Source organism: Rhizobium sp. AAP116 (assembly GCF_001295785.1).
Classification (GTDB): domain Bacteria; phylum Pseudomonadota; class Alphaproteobacteria; order Rhizobiales; family Rhizobiaceae; genus Allorhizobium.
In genome coordinates this window covers 1-17,470 of record NZ_LJIB01000007.1, presented here as the reverse complement: position 1 = coordinate 17,470, position 17,470 = coordinate 1, and the positions used below count along the sequence as shown (strand labels likewise).

General features: G+C 60.6%; 16 protein-coding genes, 1 pseudogene and 1 other annotated feature. Of the genes and pseudogenes, 2 read left to right on the top strand and 15 right to left on the bottom strand.

All coding sequences use genetic code 11. The annotated features are described in order from the left end of the window. Nucleotides 1–42: 42 nt before the first annotated feature. The 8 genes from IP85_RS05480 to IP85_RS05445 form a co-directional block, all read right to left on the bottom strand. A complete protein-coding gene (locus IP85_RS05480; RefSeq protein WP_054148676.1) occupies nucleotides 43–1,542 on the bottom strand; it encodes an FGGY-family carbohydrate kinase in 1,500 nt (499 codons plus the stop codon). After that, complete coding sequence (locus tag IP85_RS05475) at nucleotides 1,535–2,377, bottom strand: class I fructose-bisphosphate aldolase (RefSeq protein WP_054148965.1); 843 nt, start codon at nucleotides 2,375–2,377, stop codon at nucleotides 1,535–1,537. The genes IP85_RS05480 and IP85_RS05475 overlap by 8 nt, the downstream gene beginning before the upstream one ends. Beyond that, nucleotides 2,377–4,104 (bottom strand): glycerol-3-phosphate dehydrogenase/oxidase, encoded by a 1,728-nt coding sequence (locus IP85_RS05470; protein ID WP_054148675.1) that lies wholly within the window; start codon nucleotides 4,102–4,104, stop codon nucleotides 2,377–2,379. Before IP85_RS05470 ends, IP85_RS05475 begins: the two co-directional genes overlap by 1 nt. 61 nt (nucleotides 4,105–4,165) lie before the next feature. Next, on the bottom strand, nucleotides 4,166–5,164 hold the full coding sequence (locus tag IP85_RS05465) for an aldo/keto reductase (RefSeq protein WP_054148964.1): 999 nt from the start codon (nucleotides 5,162–5,164) through the stop codon (nucleotides 4,166–4,168). A 4-nt stretch (nucleotides 5,165–5,168) separates the two neighbouring features. After that, a complete protein-coding gene (locus tag IP85_RS05460) occupies nucleotides 5,169–6,134 on the bottom strand; it encodes a sugar-binding transcriptional regulator (RefSeq protein WP_054148674.1) in 966 nt (321 codons plus the stop codon). Nucleotides 6,135–6,166: 32 nt separating this feature from the next. Continuing rightward, on the bottom strand, nucleotides 6,167–7,168 hold the full coding sequence (locus tag IP85_RS05455; protein ID WP_054148673.1) for an ABC transporter permease: 1,002 nt from the start codon (nucleotides 7,166–7,168) through the stop codon (nucleotides 6,167–6,169). Nucleotides 7,169–7,181: 13 nt separating this feature from the next. Continuing rightward, nucleotides 7,182–8,738: a sugar ABC transporter ATP-binding protein gene (locus IP85_RS05450; RefSeq protein WP_054148672.1), complete on the bottom strand. Its 1,557-nt coding sequence runs from the start codon at nucleotides 8,736–8,738 to the stop codon at nucleotides 7,182–7,184. Between the two features lie 75 nt (nucleotides 8,739–8,813). Beyond that, nucleotides 8,814–9,827 (bottom strand): substrate-binding domain-containing protein, encoded by a 1,014-nt coding sequence (locus tag IP85_RS05445; protein WP_054148671.1) that lies wholly within the window; start codon nucleotides 9,825–9,827, stop codon nucleotides 8,814–8,816. Between the two features lie 65 nt (nucleotides 9,828–9,892). On the opposite strand from IP85_RS05445, the gene IP85_RS05440 reads away from it, so the two are divergent. Further along, the gene (locus IP85_RS05440) at nucleotides 9,893–10,273 is read left to right on the top strand and encodes an antibiotic biosynthesis monooxygenase (protein ID WP_156322750.1); all 381 of its coding nucleotides are present in this window, start codon (nucleotides 9,893–9,895) and stop codon (nucleotides 10,271–10,273) included. A gap of 382 nt (nucleotides 10,274–10,655) precedes the next feature. Here the strand turns inward: IP85_RS05440 and IP85_RS05435 are convergent, their stop codons facing one another. From IP85_RS05435 to IP85_RS05405, 7 genes are all read right to left on the bottom strand, one after another. Beyond that, nucleotides 10,656–11,732 (bottom strand): AI-2E family transporter, encoded by a 1,077-nt coding sequence (locus IP85_RS05435; RefSeq protein WP_054148669.1) that lies wholly within the window; start codon nucleotides 11,730–11,732, stop codon nucleotides 10,656–10,658. 86 nt (nucleotides 11,733–11,818) lie between these two features. Next, on the bottom strand, nucleotides 11,819–12,625 hold the full coding sequence (locus IP85_RS05430) for a transglutaminase family protein (RefSeq protein WP_054148668.1): 807 nt from the start codon (nucleotides 12,623–12,625) through the stop codon (nucleotides 11,819–11,821). A 139-nt stretch (nucleotides 12,626–12,764) separates the two neighbouring features. Then, nucleotides 12,765–12,929 carry a hypothetical protein gene (locus tag IP85_RS22510; protein WP_245280804.1) on the bottom strand — a complete coding sequence of 55 codons (165 nt, stop codon included), beginning with the start codon at nucleotides 12,927–12,929 and terminating at the stop codon, nucleotides 12,765–12,767. Next, nucleotides 12,926–13,357: a histidine kinase dimerization/phosphoacceptor domain -containing protein gene (locus IP85_RS05425; protein ID WP_245280803.1), complete on the bottom strand. Its 432-nt coding sequence runs from the start codon at nucleotides 13,355–13,357 to the stop codon at nucleotides 12,926–12,928. Before IP85_RS05425 ends, IP85_RS22510 begins: the two co-directional genes overlap by 4 nt. Before the next feature lie 365 nt (nucleotides 13,358–13,722). Then, nucleotides 13,723–13,974: a hypothetical protein gene (locus IP85_RS05415; RefSeq protein ID WP_054148665.1), complete on the bottom strand. Its 252-nt coding sequence runs from the start codon at nucleotides 13,972–13,974 to the stop codon at nucleotides 13,723–13,725. Between the two features lie 374 nt (nucleotides 13,975–14,348). Further along, on the bottom strand, nucleotides 14,349–15,203 hold the full coding sequence (locus IP85_RS05410) for a universal stress protein (protein WP_054148664.1): 855 nt from the start codon (nucleotides 15,201–15,203) through the stop codon (nucleotides 14,349–14,351). Between the two features lie 13 nt (nucleotides 15,204–15,216). After that, a complete protein-coding gene (locus IP85_RS05405; RefSeq protein WP_054148663.1) occupies nucleotides 15,217–16,722 on the bottom strand; it encodes a SulP family inorganic anion transporter in 1,506 nt (501 codons plus the stop codon). Nucleotides 16,723–16,934: 212 nt separating this feature from the next. Continuing rightward, nucleotides 16,935–16,986 (bottom strand) — a sequence feature (sul1 is cis-regulatory element that is thought to sense ions involved in sulfur or methionine metabolism; They are found in Alphaproteobacteria). Nucleotides 16,987–17,398: 412 nt separating this feature from the next. Between IP85_RS05405 and IP85_RS22505 the strand changes: the two are divergent. Next, a pseudogene (locus IP85_RS22505) lies at nucleotides 17,399–17,470 on the top strand (cold shock domain-containing protein); the annotation flags it as partial.

Genomic DNA, 17,470 nt, shown 5'->3' with positions numbered 1-17,470 from the left:
GCGATCAGGATCGCCTCTGTTCGTCTGTGGTCTTTAGCCGGCCTAGGGCTTCAGGCGGAGTGCGCTCCAGAAGTCCCGCATCTGGTCGGTCAGGGCCGTGTAGAGCCCGTATCGCCTGCGAAAATGCTCCGTCCGTTCCGTATTCGGCTGGAAGTCTCTGGCAGAGCGGGTCATGGCGGCAACGGCCTCTTCGTAGGAGGCATAAAGGCCGATCGCGACCGTGGCACCGATTGCAGCCCCGAGAGCACCCGTCTCCTGGGCCTCTGCCACGGTGAGCGGGATCTCCAGGACATCGGCCATCATCTGCGGCCAATGGGGGCTGCGCGAGCCGCCGCCGGACATGACTGCGCGGTCGACGGCCAGACCGGCATTGCGCAGCACTTCGATATGCCGTCGATGTTCGAAGCAGACGCCTTCGAAGAGCGCCCGGATCATGTGGCCTTCACCATGCCACCCGGCCAGCCCATGGAAGCCGCCGCGAAACTCGGCGCCGAGGCGCGAGCCGAAGATGAAGGGATGGAAGAAGGGGTCGTCGGCGCGGGCCACGACCTTGCCGACCTCTTCGTTGCAGCGATCGAAGGCCTCGCCGCCATGGTCGCCGCGCATGCGATGCACATACCATTCGAGATTGGCGGCCGATGTCGCGCTGGATTCAATGTTGACGTATCGCCCCTGCCCGAAGGTCGTGACCATGAAGACGTCGGGGCTGATGACGGGCTCATCGGCAAAGACCTGGTTGATGCTCCAGGTCCCCGCGATGACGGAGGCTTCACCGGCATGGATGACGCCTGAACCCATGGCGCTTGAGACGACGTCGAAATAGCCACCGATCACAGGCGTGCCTTCCGCCAGACCCGTTGCCTTGGCGGCCGCTGCGGTGACCCGACCGACAATATCTGCGGACTGCACGCGTTCGGGGAAGAACGGCAGGGCATCCTCGAGATGGTAGAGGCCAAGCAAATCAGCGTCGAGTTCGCCCTCCGGCATGGCAAGGAGCCCCGCACCGCTGAGGTCGGAGATATCGTTGGCCAGGCGTTCTGTCAGGCGGAAGTTGATGTAGTCCTTGCAGAACAGGACAGCGCCGATCCTGGCATATGTCTCCGGCGCGTGGCGCTTGATCCAGGCGAGCAGGCTCGGGGTCTGCGATGGCCAGGGGCGCTGCAGACAGCGCGCCTGGAGTGCGTCTCCGTTCTCACGGTCGAGTTCTGCGGCGATATCGGCTGCCCGGCTGTCCAGCGACTGTATGCCTTTCAGCGGCTGATAGGACCGATCGAGCAGATAGAGGCCGTTGCCATGGCCGGCACATCCAAGGCCAAGGATCCGCGTGGGATCGACACCGGATGTGGAAATCACTTCGCGGATCGCCGCGCAGCCGTTTTCCCAGAGTTCTGAGAGATCACGCTCGACATGGCCGGGTTCGGGAAAGCTCGACTGGCCGTCGATGGCGCAGTGTGCGATCTGGTGGCCCTCCGTGTCGAAAAGCACGGCCTTGATGACCGTGTTTCCGACATCGACACCCAAAATGTAGTTCTTCTCAGCCACGGTTATAAATGTCCCATGCTTCTTCGCCGCTGGCGCGCTGATGGATGATCGCCATCAGTGCCTTCACGACCGCCTTCGGATTGTCATGCTGATAGATGTTGCGTCCATAGACCATCCCGTTTGCGCCTTGAGCAATCAGGGCCGCTGATTTGGCGAGCACGACGCGCAGATCTTCGCGACCGCCGCCACGGACCAGAACCGGGCAGCGCGCCGCTTCGATGACCTTGTGGAAGTCCTCGGGATCGCTGGTCGGATCGGCCTTGATGATGTCGGCGCCCATCTCGGAGGCCAGACGGACCAGCGTGACGATCTTCTCGGCGTCGCCGTCCACCTGATAGCCGCCCCTGATATCATTGGGCAGCATCACCAAGGGCTCGATCATCAGCGGCATGCCATAACGATGGCAATCGGCGCGGACGCGGGAGATGTTTTCGACGCATTGGCGAAAGAGTTCCGGCTCGTCCGGCAGCATGAACAGATTGACGACGACGCAGGCCGCATCCATTTCCAGCGCGCCGATGATCGGTTCGTCATGGTTCTGCAGTTGCGACCACATGCTGCGATGGCGGGTGGAATTGTAGGGATTGCCCATGTCGATGCGCATCACCAGAGCCGGCTTGTCACGTTCGGGTCTTGCCTGCAGCAGATCGGCCTGGCCATAGGCCATCTGGATGGCATCGGGACCTGCTTCGACGAGCTTGTCCACCACGCCTGCCATGTCCTCCAGGCCGATCAGAAAGCTCGGCTCGTTGCAGACACCGTGATCGATGGCGACGTCGAGGCAGCCGCCCTGACGGAACAGCCTGTTCATTCGTGCCTTCTTGGATATTCGCATCATGACGCCTTGTCCTTTTCCTTGCATCTGTCCTGAAGCATTGCGACCGAGACCCCGTAATAGGTCCCGAGTTCGTCGATGAGCTGCCGCCGCTCCGCCAACATCTGCTCACCCGACCAGGCAAGCTCGCGGGCCATGACGGTCAGCAGGGTGTCGAGAATTTCGAGATCGATCTGGCCGGTGATCGCAAGGCTCGTGCGGCGGAGCACGATGTCGGCCAGGTGGAGGACGTCTTCTCCCCGGATGAGCCAGAGGATTTCGGCCAGCGTCATAGCAGTTGTGGAGGACAAGGGAACGTCATCCGTGTGCCCGTCGCAGAAGGCCATGAGATCGAAGGCGCGCGATCCATAGGTGGATGCCAAGTGATCGGCGCGGGCCTTGCCGATCGGAAACTCGCGGGAGAGCAGAGCCGACAACCGCTCGCCATCCGCCGGGTAGTTCCGGCCGCCACCGATCGAGCGGTCGGCGGTCGTCGCGATGCGGGGACGGCCGAGGAAGGCGAGCACCTCGTCGGTCACCTGTTCACCAAAGGCGCGGAAGGTCGTCCACTTGCCGCCGACCATGCAGAGCTGTGGCGGGTCGCTCTCGACACGATGAATGACATGGCTGCGCGAGATCTTGCCCGTGAATTCCGCATCGCTGCGCGGCAGCGGACGGATGCCGCTGAAGCTGAAGACGATATCGGATGGAGAGATGGCGAGATCCGGAAAGACGGTGCGGATCGCAGCGAGAATATAGTCGCGTTCCTCAGGCTCGCAGCGCGTCCGGCCCGGCTTGTCGACCTTGATATCCGTCGATCCGGCCAGCACGCGGCCCATATAGGGAAAGAGGATGCAGACCCTGTTGTCGGTGTTCTCGAAAAAGATCATGTGGCCGTTCAGGGCCTGGTAGAGCGCGTCGTTCGCGAGGATGAGATGTGAGCCCTTGGTGCCGGTCACCGTTTTCTCGGCTGGTGTTGCACCGTCACTGAGCGCCGTAATCGTCTGGTCGATCCAAGCGCCTGTGGCGTTGACGATCATGCGGGGACGCACGACGATGAGTTCGTTCGAACCTTCTGCCGAGAGCTGGTAGCTGTCGCCGATCCGCAAGAGTTTCGCGTAGTTCAGCGCGATTGCCTGGGGCGCATCGCTTCGCGTGTCGAGGACGAGTTCGAGCGCCAGGCGTTCCGGCTGGCTGATCCAGGCGTCGTAATAGGTCGCGGAATAGCGAACCTGAGGCGTCAAGGCCGGCCAGAGGGCCCGGGTACTGCGGGCATTGCGGAACTGGTGACGCGGGAGAAGCCGGTTCTTGCGGGTGACAAAATCATAGAGCGAGAGGCCCGCCTTGATCGCGAGCGCGCCGCGGCTCGACGGTTTGCCGGCCGAGCCGAAGAAGGTCGCAGCCGCGTTGAAGAAGCCACTGAAGATCGAGTGGATCGGGATCGTCGTCGGCAGGGGGTGGACCATGTGGGGTGCGAGCCTGAGCAGTGCATCGCGCTCGGCCAAGGATTCCCGGACGAGATTGAATTCACCATTTTCGAGATAGCGCAGGCCGCCATGGATCATGCGCGAGGGGGCGGCACTACAGCCGGATGCGAAATCGTCCCGCTCGACCAGAAGCACGCGCAATCCCTGCAGCGCCAGATCGCGAAAGGCGGCGATGCCATTGATGCCGCCGCCGACCACGACGGCATCAAAATCGCCGTCCTGTCGAATTCGCCTGAGCGCGTCCTCGCGGAATGTGGACATGGAGGTACCGTTCGCTGGTTTTGACGCCAACGTCCCAATTCTCTGTTGTGGTCTGTGATGGTTACCGGTCGAGTTCGACCAGATGGTCTCTTATGCCGGCCGTGATGGTCGACACTTCATGTTCTGCCAGGCGCAAACGTGCGGCACCGGCATTCTCGATCGCCTGGGTGGGGTCGCGCGCACCGCACAGCGAGAAGGTGATGCCCGGCTGGGCGACCGTCCAGGCGATGACCACCTGGGCAACCGATGCCTCGTGCTGGTCAGCGATCGAGCGGATCACATGCATCAGTCGAGCGACCTTCTCCCGATTGCCGAGGCTGAAGCGCGGATTGCCATGCCGCTGGTCATCGTCGGCAAAGATGCGCTCGGGACCGATCTTGCCCGAGAGCAGGCCGAGCGCCAGCGACGAATAGCTGAGAATGGAAACCCCGTTGTCGAGACAGGTCGGAACGAAGCTCGTCTCGATATCGCGTTTCACCATGGAGTATTCCTCCTGGATCGCGTCGAGCGCACCGGTTGCGAGATAGGCGGCCAGATCTGCCTCTGAGACATTGCTCGCGCCGATCGAGCGGATCTTGCCCTCGTCCTTGAGACGAAGCAGTTCCCCGACCGTCTCGGCAATCGGCGTCGTTCCATCCTGCCAGTGGGTGACATAGTGGTCGATATAATCGGTGCCCAGGCGGCGCAGGCTTTGTTCGACTTCGTAGCGGATGGAGGACGGCCCCAGGTAGCGATGAACTGGCTTGCCAGCCTGCTCGAAGAAGTAGGTTCCCTCGCCGACATGCCAGACGAGACCGCATTTGGAAACGAGCACGACCTTGTCGCGCTGGCCTGCAATCGCCTTGCCGACGATCGTTTCAGCCAGTCCCATGCCATAGGCGGGTGCGGTATCAATGAGCGAGACGCCGGCATCCACAGAGGCCCTGATGGCGTCAATCGATTGTTTCTCGTCCGTGCCGCCCCACATCCAGCCGCCGATCGCCCAGGTGCCGAGCCCGACGGCTGATGCCTTGATGCCGCTTCGGCCGATGGGCCGGGTTACAATGCCTTTGTCCGTCACCGGATCATCCTTCCCCATGTGTATCGAGTGCCCGGGCGATTTCTTCGTCCACCACGAGCGAGGTCAAAAACCGCCCGGCAAGGGTCGCTGCCACCGGGCCCGCCTTTAGGCTGCCAGCCGCCACGCCAATGATGGTCGGGCAGTTGGCAAGGTCTGCGGGGTCGAGTGCCACGACCCGCGAATTGAGATCGATCTCGGCAAGCGAACCGTCGGCCTTGATCAGATGCGCCAGAAATTCTCCGGCAATGCCCGCGTCAACAAGCGCCTGGCCGCCACGTGCCGGATCCGGCAACAGGTCGTAATAGCCGGAGCCCGGCGCCTGGACCGAGCCGATGCCGACGAGGGCCACGGTTGCCTTGCGCGCGAGATCGAAGACCTCCCGGATCGAGGCGACATTCATCAGGAGGTCGCGCTGCTGCTCGTCCTCGGCAAACAGGGGGGCGTGGACGAGTTGCGCCGTGCCACCGAGCTTGTCGGCCAGTTGCGTCGCCAGATGATTGACGTCGGTATAATGCTTGCCCTGCACGCCGCCGGTGAGTGGCACGACCCTGATATCGAAACGGCGCTCGGCCTCGAGGTTTTCAACCACGGCACTCACCGCCTTGCCGCCGGTGATAGCAATGACGTCGCCATCGCGAAGCGTTTCGAGGAGATGGTTGGCCGCGACCCTTCCGACCATCTGCAGCGTCGTCTCGGGATTATCCGATACGGTGGGCGTGACCACCGACTGCTTCAGGCCGAAGCGCTGGGTGACGTCGTTTTCCATATCGACCAGCCGCTGATAGGGGCTGGAGATGCTGATCTTGACCATGCCTGCCTTGCGGCCAGCGGCAATCATACGGTTCACCTTCGTATGCGAGAGGTTGAGCTTCTCGGCGATCTCCGACTGCTTCACACCCTCGATGAAATGCAGGACGAGGACCGAATACATCTGGCGCTGCTGATCGAATTCATCCCTGTTGTCCACCATGACGCGTCGTCTCCTCGTTGCTTCCCGGCTGCTCAGCGGCGGCGCTTGACCAGGTAGTGGTCGAACAGCACGGCGGTGAGCAGAATGCTTCCCTTGATGATGTCCTGCCAGTAAACCGACACGTTGAGCAAGGAGAGCGAGCTGGAAACCACCGAAAGCAGGACCGCGCCAAGGATCGCACCGAAGATGGTGCCGGCACCGCCCGAGAGGCTGGCGCCACCGATGACGGCAGCGGCGATCACGTTCAGTTCCATGCCGACGCCGAAGCTGGGCTGGGCGGAGCCGAAGCGGGCCATGTAGATGACGCCGGCCACACCGCAGAGCGCAGAGCAGAGCGTGGTGGTGGCGAAGACGACGCGACCGACGCGGATACCCGAATAGGCGGCCGCCTTGGGATTGCTGCCGGTGTAGAAGACCTTGCGGAAGGCCGTTGTCCGGCGCAGCAGGAAGTCGAAGGACACCACGACGACCACGAAGATGATGATGACGAGCGGGATGCCGTAGACAGCACCCTGGCCGATGAACTTGAACTCCGGCGGCAGAGTAAAGAGCCCGAGCGGTCGACCACCCGTCGCCAGCAGGCAGATGCCGCGGGCAATCACCATGACGCCGAGCGAGACGATGAAATGGTGCAGGCCGACCACGGTGGTCAGAAAGCCCATGAACATGCCGATGCAGGTGGTGACAGCGATGGCAAAGGCGGCAGCGGCCCAGGGATCGATCCCGTTCAGGAAGAGCCAGCCGGCGACCACCATGGCCAGCGCCGTAACCGAGCCGACCGACAGGTCGATGCCGCCCGAGATCAAGAGGATCGTCATACCGACCACCACGATGCTCTCGACCGCGAAGGCCATGGACATGGCCCGGAGATTATCCACCGTCAGGAAGTAGGGTGAGATGAAGGACATCACCGTGAACAGCGTCAGGATGATGACGATCAGGCCTGTCTCGCGCGCCTTGATCGCAGGTGTCCACCACTGTGCGCGGCGCTCGGCGGCCGAGCCTGCGTGATGCTGTGTTTCGATCGTTACCATTTGTCCCACTCCCTCATGCTTTGCCCTGGGACGCGGTAACGTCCACGGGCGAAGTATCGCCCTGGGTCAACTGACTGCTGATCGATGCAAGCTGCATGATCCGTTCTTCGGTCATCTCGGCACCGGTGACCTCTCCGGTAATGCGCCCCTCGCGGACCACCAGCACACGGTCGCTCACCCCGATGAGCTCGGGGAGTTCCGAGGATATGACGACGACACCAACGCCCTCATTGGCGAGGTCCCTGATCTGGCGATGGATTTCCGCCTTGGCGCCGACATCGACACCACGGGTCGGTTCGTCGAGGAACACGACCTCAGGCTCGACCGACAGCATTCTGGCAAGCGCGACCTTCTGCTGGTTGCCGCCGCTCAGCGTGTTGACGGCGTCGCCCACCCCGTTGGAGCGCAGCTTCAGCCGCGTCCCGTAGTGCTCGGCGCGTGTCGTTTCCTGCCGGCGACTGATCAGGCCGAAGGGATTGGCCACACGCTTGAGATCAAGCGCCGAGACATTGCTGGCGATGGACATGTTGAGAAACAGGCCGTCGCCCTTGCGGTCCTCGGAGACATAGACCAGCCCCTCGCGAATGCTGTCGCGATAGTCGCGGAGAGAAAGTTTCCGGCCCTTCAGCACCACCTCGCCCTCGGCCTTGCCTTCCAGCCGGCAGATGGCGCGCACAATCTCGCTGCGCCCCGCCCCGATCAGGCCGGCCAGGCCGAGGATCTCGCCCTTGCGTAAGTCGAAGCTGACATTGGAGACCCTTCGCCCTTCGGTCAGATTGCGCACCGAGAGGATGACGTCGTCCGACTTCGCCTCCGGCGCCTGCTTGGGCGGATAGAGCTTGTCGAGCACGCGCCCGACCATGCTGTTGACGACATCCTCCGGCGTGATCGCCGCGATGTCCGCCGTCTTGATGTGGCAGCCGTCGCGCATGATGGTGATCCGGTCACAATGCTGGAAGATCTCCGCCATGCGGTGGGAAATGTAGATGATCGCGATACCGCGATCGGCGAGGCGACGCATGATCTTGAACAGCGTCTGCGCTTCGGTTTCGGTGAGGGCCGCCGTCGGTTCATCGAGGATCAGGATGCGGCAGTCGAGCGTCAGCGCCTTGGCGATCTCGACGATCTGCTGCTGCGAGATCGAGAGATCGCCCGCACGGCGTCTCGGATCGATATCGCCGATTTCCTTGAGGATCTCGCCGGCGCGGACGACCAGTGCGCGGTAATCCATCAAAAGGGTCCGGCTGCTGCCCGTTTCGGCCATGAACATGTTTTCGGCGACCGAGATCTCCGGGCAGAGCGCGATTTCCTGGTGGACGAAGCCGATGCCGAGCCGATTGGCGGCATTCGGCGAAGCGATGCGAACAGGAGCGCCGTCAAGACGGATCTCGCCGCGGTCGGGCTGCAGGATGCCGTCGATGATATGCATCAGCGTCGACTTTCCCGCACCGTTTTCGCCGGCCAGCGCATGGATTTCGCCCCGACGCAGTTCCAGTTCGGCGCCACGCAGGGCCTGGACCGGTCCGAACGACTTGTGCACATCCGTCATGCTGAGGACGACCTCCGCCATGACACCCCTCCCCTTCCATCACTTCGACTTCCCCGGCGCCGCGCGACGCGCCGCCGGGGTCATGCAGGTCGGCGCTCAGCGCCCCTTCATGTATTCGTTGAGGTCGAAGGATGCGGCGTTCGCCTTGGTGATGACGGCAAAGCCGTTGTCCATCGACGGAACCTGCATCGGGTTGAAGCCCGACACTTTGTAGTCGTTGAACGGGTCGATCAGTTCCGGATGGGCACCGAGGAAGGTGTTCATGAAGCCCATGAAGCCCTGGATGCCCTGGTTCGGATTGATCGACATGTGGATGTTGCCCTGCTTGATGTGCTCAAGCGTGGTGGGCGTGATGTCGGCGTGAAGGATCAGGACCTTCTTCTTGGCTTCGAGCACGGAGGCAACCGCGCCTTCTGCCGAACCGGCTTCGGGGATCCAGAGAGCGCCCAGGTTCGGATTGGCCTGGAGCATGGCGGAGACCGCCTGATAGGCCGCGTTGGAATCCTGGTTCGTCGCCTGGCGACCGACCAGCTTCATGTCCGGATGGGTCCGCTCCATGTAGTCGATGAGTGCGGTCACCCGAAGGTCGTGGTTGCTCTGGCCCGGATTTTCGAGAACAGCGTATTCGCCCTTGCCGCCGAGCGCCTTGACGATTTCTTCGGCTGCAAACTTCGCCTCGGCGACATTGTCGGAGGTGATGTAGGCGGTGCGCTTGGACTTCGGCGAGTCTGCCGCAAAGGTCGTGACCGAGATGCCGGAGTCGATGGCCCGGTTGATCGGCTCGATGAAGGGATCCGACTGCATCGGATGCAGCAGGATGCCCTTCGGCTTCTTCACCACTTCCTGCTCGAAAGAGGCGATCTGCTTGGTGATGTCGTATTCCGGCGTGCCGGTAAAGGCAGCTTCGCAGCCCAGCGCCTTGGCCGCCTGCTTGAAGCCTTCGAAGACCGGGACCCAATAGGGATGGCCGGAGACCATGACGTTCATGACATAGGTTTCGCCCGGCTCGCAGGCAAACTTTCCTTCGGCGTTGGCCGGCGCGACGGCCCCGGCAATGGCGGCGGCGGCAATCAGGCCGATGGCGGTGGCGGCCTTCAGAGACTTCAGCATTTTTCCCCTCCCAGAGATGGTGATCAACTGCAATAAAATTCGCCTTAAGCAATTTATTGCATGACGTGATCAATATCGCGGCGAAGGGCTTGCGTCAATCACGTCTGCATAATATTTTTGTTTCTGAAATTTATTTCACGCAGGGGGATCACATGAACCAACAGCGACGGTCGATTGGCGTGCATCTGCGGATGACCTGTGCACCTCTGGAGGCAGATAGCCTGCTGAGTGCCCTTCAGGATCTGCAGCGCTTGAGCCGCGAAGAACCCGGAAACCGAATGTTCGACATTCTGCAGTGCTGCGAGCATGCCGGTGGTTTTCTGGTCCTCGAAGAATTTGAAAACGAAGCGGCGCTTGCGACCCACAGGGCATCGGACCAATTCCGGCGATTCAAGGAGGCCACGGCATCGCTGACGCTGACGATCGAGCGTTATGCCCCGGTCTGATGCGGCACGTCACCGGGTGACTGCAGCATTAGCCTTCGAAAGCGTGAGAGTTTCAGGTCTTGAAACGACAATAGAATCACGGAAGCGCATGATGGGTCAGACGCGGATATAATTGCCGCTCTCCCGTCATGTTGACGTCAACCCAAAGCCGAGGCGCAAAGATGGCATCCACGGTCGCTCGCGGCAGGAAAACCATAGGAAAATCAAAGGCAATTTTTCCAAGCTTCAGAAATCATGGGAGAATCGAGGATCCCCAGCCAATTCCCCCCAAAAGCCCTGATTCCTAAGTTTTTCCGTCATCCCGGATCCCGTTTTGGCGTCGTCGGCGACCTGATGCCCAAAACTGATGCCCAAGCCGAAATCGGCACGCGCGACCTTTCGCTTAACCCTCCATGCCGGACCTGACCGAAGCCGATGCCGGTTTCTGTTGTTGTAGCGTGAACAGTGACCATGCCGAAATGAACAGCGCCGCAATGAGTGGCCCGATAACGAAACCGCTCAGGCCAAAGAGCGAGATTCCACCGACGGTCGAAATGAGGACGACATAGTCCGGCAGTCTCGCGCCCTGCCCGACCAAGGGAGGACGCAGAAGGTTGTCGATCAGACCGATAACGAGAGCGCCGACCGCGACCATGACGATCCCCTTGATCCAGGCACCAATGAGGAAAAGCCAGATAGCGGCCGGCAACCAGACGATCGCGGCGCCAATGGCCGGGAGCATCGAGAGAAACGTCATCACAACGCCCCAAAGGAGGGCCGCCTCTATGCCCAGGGCCCAGAAGGTTAGTCCGCCGATGACACCTTGGACTATCGCGATGATTCCATTGCCACGGACCGTGGCACGGACAACCGCCGCGAATTTGTCGACGAACTGCCGGGTGTAGTCGTCGCTGAGCGGAATCGAGTGGCGCAAGGTCTTTGCAAGGGATGCGCCATCCCGAAACAGGAAGAACAAAAGGTAGAGCATCAGCCCCATGCCTATGAAGAACTGCAGCGTGTTCTGACCAAAGCTCAGTACTCCGCCTGCAATTGACTGGCCTGCCTCCATCAGGCCGGACGAGAGCTGTGCCCACAACTCGGCAAAGCCATCAAGCTTCAGCGAAGTCAGCCAGGTGCCCACAAACTCCGGAAGCACCGCCTGCAAACGCAGAAGATGGGCGTTCAGGTCAATTTCATTGCTGCTGATGCGCTGGTAAAGGCTCGTCCCTTCTTGAATGAGGGATGCCAGGATGCCGAGAGCCGGCAGGATGACGAGGCAGATGCAAAGAAGCAGCGTCAGCAATGCCGCCACGGTTGCGCGACCACCCAGCCACCGCTCCAGCCGCTTATGGACCGGGAAGAAAAGGATCGCCAGGATGACGGCCCACAACACCGCTGTGTAATAGGGAATGAGAAGCCACACGAAGGCAATCGTTATGATGAAAAGCAGCACATAGAAGCTTGCTCGCTGAATGGTCATTTGGGCACCTTCCTTTGTCGGCCCGGTCTCGCGCCCATGGCGATGGTTCGAGGTCTTCGTCCATCGCGCCAGGTGCCTGATGGTCGTCAGTCGACTTCTTCCGTGACGACTTCGAAATGCGTCAGCGTTGCTGGCCCGAAGGCTGTCGAGAGCGCGACATCCGTGGCATCACGCCCCCTCGCCATCAGGATGCGCCCGATACGCGGGACATTGTGGCGCGCATCGACGGTCCACCAGCGACCGCCGAGATAGACTTCGCACCAGGCACTGAAATCCATGGGATGCGGATCCTTCGGCACGCCGATATCACCGAGATAACCGGTGCAATAGCGGGCTGGGATGTTGAGGCATCGGCAGAGCGTGATGGTGAGATGCGCGAAATCGCGGCAGACGCCTGTCCGGTCCATGAAACCGCCATGAGCAGTGCGGGTCGGGTCGGCCCTGTCATAATCGAAGACAAGATGGCCATGGACGAAGTCCAAGATGGCCTTCACCCGCGGCCAGCCCAAAGGCGTTTCGGAAAACTGCTTCCAGGCAAAATCGGCCAGACGGTCCGTGTCGCAGTAACGGCTCCCCAGCAGGAAAACCAGGACATCGTCGGGCAAGTCCTGAATTGGAAGCTGAACGGCCTGTTCGGGCAGGGCTTCCAACAGGCCGCTGTCGCTCACATCGAATTGGGCCGAGATCATCGTTCGGCCAGCAGGCGCCACGATCCGGCTGCAGGCATTGCCGTAAGCATCGAGATAATCGCGCTGGGAAATCGGGCGGCTGAAGGAGAGGTTTTGTTCGCTGCACAGATCCCGTTCCCGCGACGGGTGAATTTTGAGGACGAGCAGCATCGGAGTCTCGTTCTGACACGCGTATTCGATGTTAAACCCTGCACGGATCTTCATGCCATCGTCTTTCTGCAATCTCGCCAAGCCAGTCTACTCATGGCAACGGTTGACGCGCGGCGGCGTTCCGCTCCATCCCCGGATCCCGAAATGGAGACGCTTGTCAGCGTCACCCCGCCGCCATCCAGCAGAAAAAGCCTCAGGCTGCGGTGCTCGTGTTCGAGTGGAACGTTGCATGGGCAACGGTGACACTCATGCCCTTGTCGCTGGATGCAATCTCGACCCGCGCATCGAGCTGCTTGGCGAGCGCCTCGATGATCAAAGATCCGAGACCAGATCCGGGCTCAATCGGCTTTTCCGTCACGCTGCGACCGACATGACGCGCTGGCGGGCGTCTTCGAGATGGCGACGGCTTTCTTCGGACGTCACGGCGCAGGCCTTGAGCATCAGAATGCTGGCGATGATCTGCAGACTGTTGGCCACCCTGTGCTGCATTTCCTGAAAGAGAACGTGCTGTTGGACGAGCAATTCTTCCGTGCGCTCCAGCAGTGCCTGCTTCTCAGCTTCCGCCCGCCTTGCCTCAGTGATGTCGCGAAACGCGAGCAGCATGTTCGGGGCGGATGATCCGCCATAATCGACGGTTCGCGCCGACATCAGGAGCGTGCGGCGTCCGATCTTGGCGACATCCCTGTCGAACTCGAAGGCCTCCAAGAAGGTAGCGTTCGCTGCAACCAGCCGCATGTGACTATCGAGCACAACGAGGGGTTCCGGTATGCTTTCAACGATAGCCATCGCGAGCCTTTTCGCGTCACTCGGATCCCCGAATTGCTGCATCGGCTATCCCCTCCATGGCAAGGCTGACTATCGCAATTGACTTCTGGCCCGGCCACCAAGAAATACTACGCCTCGTTGTTCCCTTTGGCCATAACAATCGACATGTATTGTTTGTCATGGGCTTGACGACCTTCGCACAGAAGTTCGCCGCCGATTTCAGCCGTCTTGATGCCGATCAACTCCCGCCTGTGGCCTGATGATATGGTGCATCTCATGATCCTGTCGGAGGATCCCGTGAGCAGGACGTGCGATGCTTGCATACAGGATCTCGGCACGACGGATTGATCACAGGGAGAGCGTGGCGCTTACCTCCGCCGCAGAGGTCAGGTGAACCGGCAAACGCTCGTATAGTCGATCAATCGCCCTGCCGATGTCAGCTTCAGCGCACTGGCAAAGGTTCCGGCTGCATGGGTGGCACCGAGACCAACATCGGTCAGATTGAACGCTGCGCGGAAACAGGAGCCGGAAACAGAGACGAAGTAGGTCTGGCCAAAGCTTGAAAGCGCCATCAACAGCGCACCGAACAGCAGCTGCTGCCAGTTGGCGCTGGCAAAATCGCAATAGCTGCGAACCATCGGCACTTTCGAAACCGATATGCGCTCAAGGCAAGACCTGGACGTTGACGAAACGTGATCGAAACGGATGAGCGGTGCTTGTGTAGCGCAGCATTTTCTGACGCGCTACCGGCAATCGAGGTTTGGTGGCGACGGTTGAGATTCTGGGCCATGGCTGCTGTTGCATGGCGTCCATGCGAGATAATCGTCCCACGCTCTGCTGATCCAGCTAGACCGGAGCCCGATACGCGCGGCTTTCGTCAACCAGCCGAACCATCTCAATCAGCTCGTGTTCGAGACGGCACTTGAACGCCTCGACGATATCGAGATCCTCGATCGTTTTCATGGTTTTCTTCCGGGCAAGAGGGCGGGCAGTTTGCCCGCCCGTCCTGATCTCAGCGGAAGATGACGACCGGCACCTTGCAGGAGCGGATCATCTCCGTCGTCGTCGAGCCGATGAAGAGGGAGCGCAACCGAGAATGGCTGTAGGCCCCCATGGCAAGGAGGTTGAAGCCTTCCTTTTCCACCATCTCCGAGATCACCTTGTCGGGCGCGCCCTGCACGAGTGCGACTTCCGGGGCGTAGCCCGCGGCCTTCAGGATCACAGCAGCATCATCGAGCTTCTTGCGGTTCTCGCTCGTGTCCGCACCAGCCATCACCACCGTGCAGCCGAGACCGTCAAGGATCGGGCTGCGGGACACCTGATCGACCGTCTTCATCGCCATCGTGCCGCCGTCATGGGCGATCAGCAGCTTGGCGACCGGCTTGAAGGCGCGCGAGGCGATGACGATCGCCTTTTGTGTCGAGCGCACGACACGTTCCAGGTTGGATCCGAGGTGGCCCTTGGCAAAGTCGGCACCCTCCCCACGCTTGCCGATAACGATGATGTCGGCATTGGCCTCGAATTCCAGCACGGTCTCGACCAGATCACCGTTGCGCAGCTTCGTCTCGACATTGGCAACGCCAGCATCGTTGAGCCGGGCCTTTGCCTCGTCGAGCAACAGACGTCCACGTTTGTGGGCAACCTTGGCCTGCTGCGCATCAAGTTCTGCCAGTTCTTCAAGAAGCGCCGTGCGGGCACCCAGCCCGATATTGCCGCTGAGGTTGACTGGCTCGGAGGCGAGATCCCGCCTGCCGATGACGTGGAGGAGTTCGACGGTCACGTCGGTTTTGCCTGCGATCCAGGCAATGTGGTCGCATACGCTCTGGGCATAGGGCGAGCCGTCGATCAATCCGAGTATTCTTGTCATTTTTGATCCTCCCTCAATGGCCCATCAGACGTTCCATGGCGCCGGGCTTGTCATGGATGGCGAGCTTGTCGACGATGGTCTCGCTTGCCTGATTGAGGCCAATGATTTCGACATCCGCGCCTTCACGACGGAACTTGAGCACGATCATGTCGAGGGCCGCGACGCTGGAGATATCCCAGATATGGGCATGGCTGACGTCGATGGTGACCTTGTCGAGGGCTTCCTTGAAGTCGAAGGCCTTATTGAAGTCCTCGACGGAGGCAAAGAACACCTGCCCTTCGACCGTATAGGTGCGATGCATGCCGTCAGCCGACACAGCCGAAGTAACGCGGAAAATCTGCGAGATCTTCCAGGCGAAGAAGACGGCCGAAAGCAGCACACCGATCAACACGCCGATGGCGAGGTTGTGGGTGTAGACGACGCCGATGACGGTCGCGATCATCACGATCGACGACGACCGCGGGTGATCCCTCAAATTCTTGATCGAGGACCAGGAGAAGGTGCCGATCGAGACCATGATCATGATGGCGACGAGTGCTGCCATCGGGATCTGGCTCACGAGATCACCCAGCACAAGAAGCAGGAAAAGCAGGAAGACGCCGGCGCAGAAGGTCGATAGACGTCCGCGACCGCCGGACTTCACGTTGATGATCGACTGGCCGATCATCGCGCAACCGGCCATGCCGCCGATGAAGCCTGTTGCCGTGTTGGCGATGCCCTGGCCGATGCATTCGCGGTTCTTGTCGCTCGGCGTGTCGGTCAGATCATCGACGATCTGAGCCGTCATCAGCGATTCCAGAAGCCCCACGGCTGCCACAGCGATGGAATATGGCAGGATGATCATCAGCGTTTCGAGATTGAAGGGGATCTGCGGGATCAGGAAGATCGGCAGGGTCGACGGCAGCTCGCCCATATCGCCAACGGTGCGGATGTCGAAGCCGAACCAGAGCGAGAGCGCTGTGAGAACCACGATGCAGACGAGCGGCGACGGCACAGCCTTGGTGACATAGGGGAAGAGATAGATGATCCCGAGACCGGCGGCGACCATGATATAGGTGAGCATCGGCACGTCGATCAGTTCCGGCAGTTGCGCCATGAAGATCAAAATGGCGAGCGCGTTAACGAAGCCGGTCATGACGGACTTCGAGACGAAGCGCATGACGTAACCGAGTTTCAAAACACCCGCGACGATCTGGATCAGCCCCGCCAGGACGGTCGCCGCCAAGAGATACTGGAGGCCATGGTCGCGCACCAGCGTGACCATGAGGACTGCGGTGGCGGCAGTGGCGGCCGAGATCATGCCAGGACGACCGCCGACAAAGGCGATAAGGACAGCGATCGAGAAGGAGGCATAGAGGCCAATCTTCGGATCAACGCCAGCGATGATCGAAAAGGCGATGGCTTCGGGGATGAGGGCGAGTGCCACCACGAGCCCGGCCAGAACATCTGCCCGGATGTTGCCGAACCATTCGGCTTTGAGGGTTCCTATATAATCGCGATTCAATTGTGTGTTCTCCATGCCGGCGACGCTTGGGAGTCCGTCAGCGCGGCGGGTCAATTGTGAATGGATGCGTGACGTCGCGCGCACAGAATGTGAGCATGATGAGCACGGCGAGCGCCGTGGTGATCGACGTCGGTTCTATGGCGCAATCAGGCCGTCATGGTCATTGGGTATGTCCAATCGGGATACTCGCTGCAGCGATATCGATAGAGATATGGGCAGGAGTCAGCTGGTTGCCGGGGGATAGGCGCCCGGAGAAGCCACCCGCTTTGCGGGTCCGGTTGATGGTGGCAATATTGCGGCAAACAGGCCTAAGGGCAAGTGAAAAATCCCTCGCCCAGGCTGATGTCGCAGCGAACGGGTCGAAGGTAGGGCCTTGGCCTTAGTTTCGCTCGATGGCTACAGGGAAGCTCCAGTAGCAGTAGGTCTGCATCTAGCAGCGAGGGATCACGATTTGAATGACCGAAGGGAAGGCGCTTAGCGAAAATGAGTTCCGGAATGGGACCACCTAAAACTGAACTCGCCAATGACAAAACCAAAGGTTGACAACCTTCTGAAACACTCATAGAAGGAGTGATCGATATTTTGCTGCTGAGCTTTGGTTATCGCGCGTTTGGCACCGCGCCCTGAACGAACCCTCCCTTTAAAGCATCGCTATCACCATCCGCTGCGCAATCGCGCGGGGGTCTCTCCTATTGCTACGAAAGGGTTCATCATGACCACTGGCACAGTAAAATGGTTCAATTCCACCAAGGGCTTCGGCTTC

Bases quoted from the DNA above. Each gene is read 5' to 3' on its own strand.
- IP85_RS05475 (WP_054148965.1), bottom strand. From the start codon at position 2,377: ATGCGAATATCCAAGAAGGCACGAATGAACAGGCTGTTCCGTCAGGGC.
- IP85_RS05470 (WP_054148675.1), bottom strand. From the start codon at position 4,104: ATGTCCACATTCCGCGAGGACGCGCTCAGGCGAATTCGACAGGACGGC.
- IP85_RS05460 (WP_054148674.1), bottom strand. From the start codon at position 6,134: ATGGTGGACAACAGGGATGAATTCGATCAGCAGCGCCAGATGTATTCG.
- IP85_RS05455 (WP_054148673.1), bottom strand. From the start codon at position 7,168: ATGGTAACGATCGAAACACAGCATCACGCAGGCTCGGCCGCCGAGCGC.
- IP85_RS05450 (WP_054148672.1), bottom strand. From the start codon at position 8,738: ATGGCGGAGGTCGTCCTCAGCATGACGGATGTGCACAAGTCGTTCGGA.
- IP85_RS05445 (WP_054148671.1), bottom strand. From the start codon at position 9,827: ATGCTGAAGTCTCTGAAGGCCGCCACCGCCATCGGCCTGATTGCCGCC.
- IP85_RS05435 (WP_054148669.1), bottom strand. From the start codon at position 11,732: ATGACCATTCAGCGAGCAAGCTTCTATGTGCTGCTTTTCATCATAACG.
- IP85_RS05430 (WP_054148668.1), bottom strand. From the start codon at position 12,625: ATGAAGATCCGTGCAGGGTTTAACATCGAATACGCGTGTCAGAACGAG.
- IP85_RS05425 (WP_245280803.1), bottom strand. From the start codon at position 13,357: ATGGCTATCGTTGAAAGCATACCGGAACCCCTCGTTGTGCTCGATAGT.
- IP85_RS05415 (WP_054148665.1), bottom strand. From the start codon at position 13,974: ATGGTTCGCAGCTATTGCGATTTTGCCAGCGCCAACTGGCAGCAGCTG.
- IP85_RS05410 (WP_054148664.1), bottom strand. From the start codon at position 15,203: ATGACAAGAATACTCGGATTGATCGACGGCTCGCCCTATGCCCAGAGC.
- IP85_RS05405 (WP_054148663.1), bottom strand. From the start codon at position 16,722: ATGGAGAACACACAATTGAATCGCGATTATATAGGAACCCTCAAAGCC.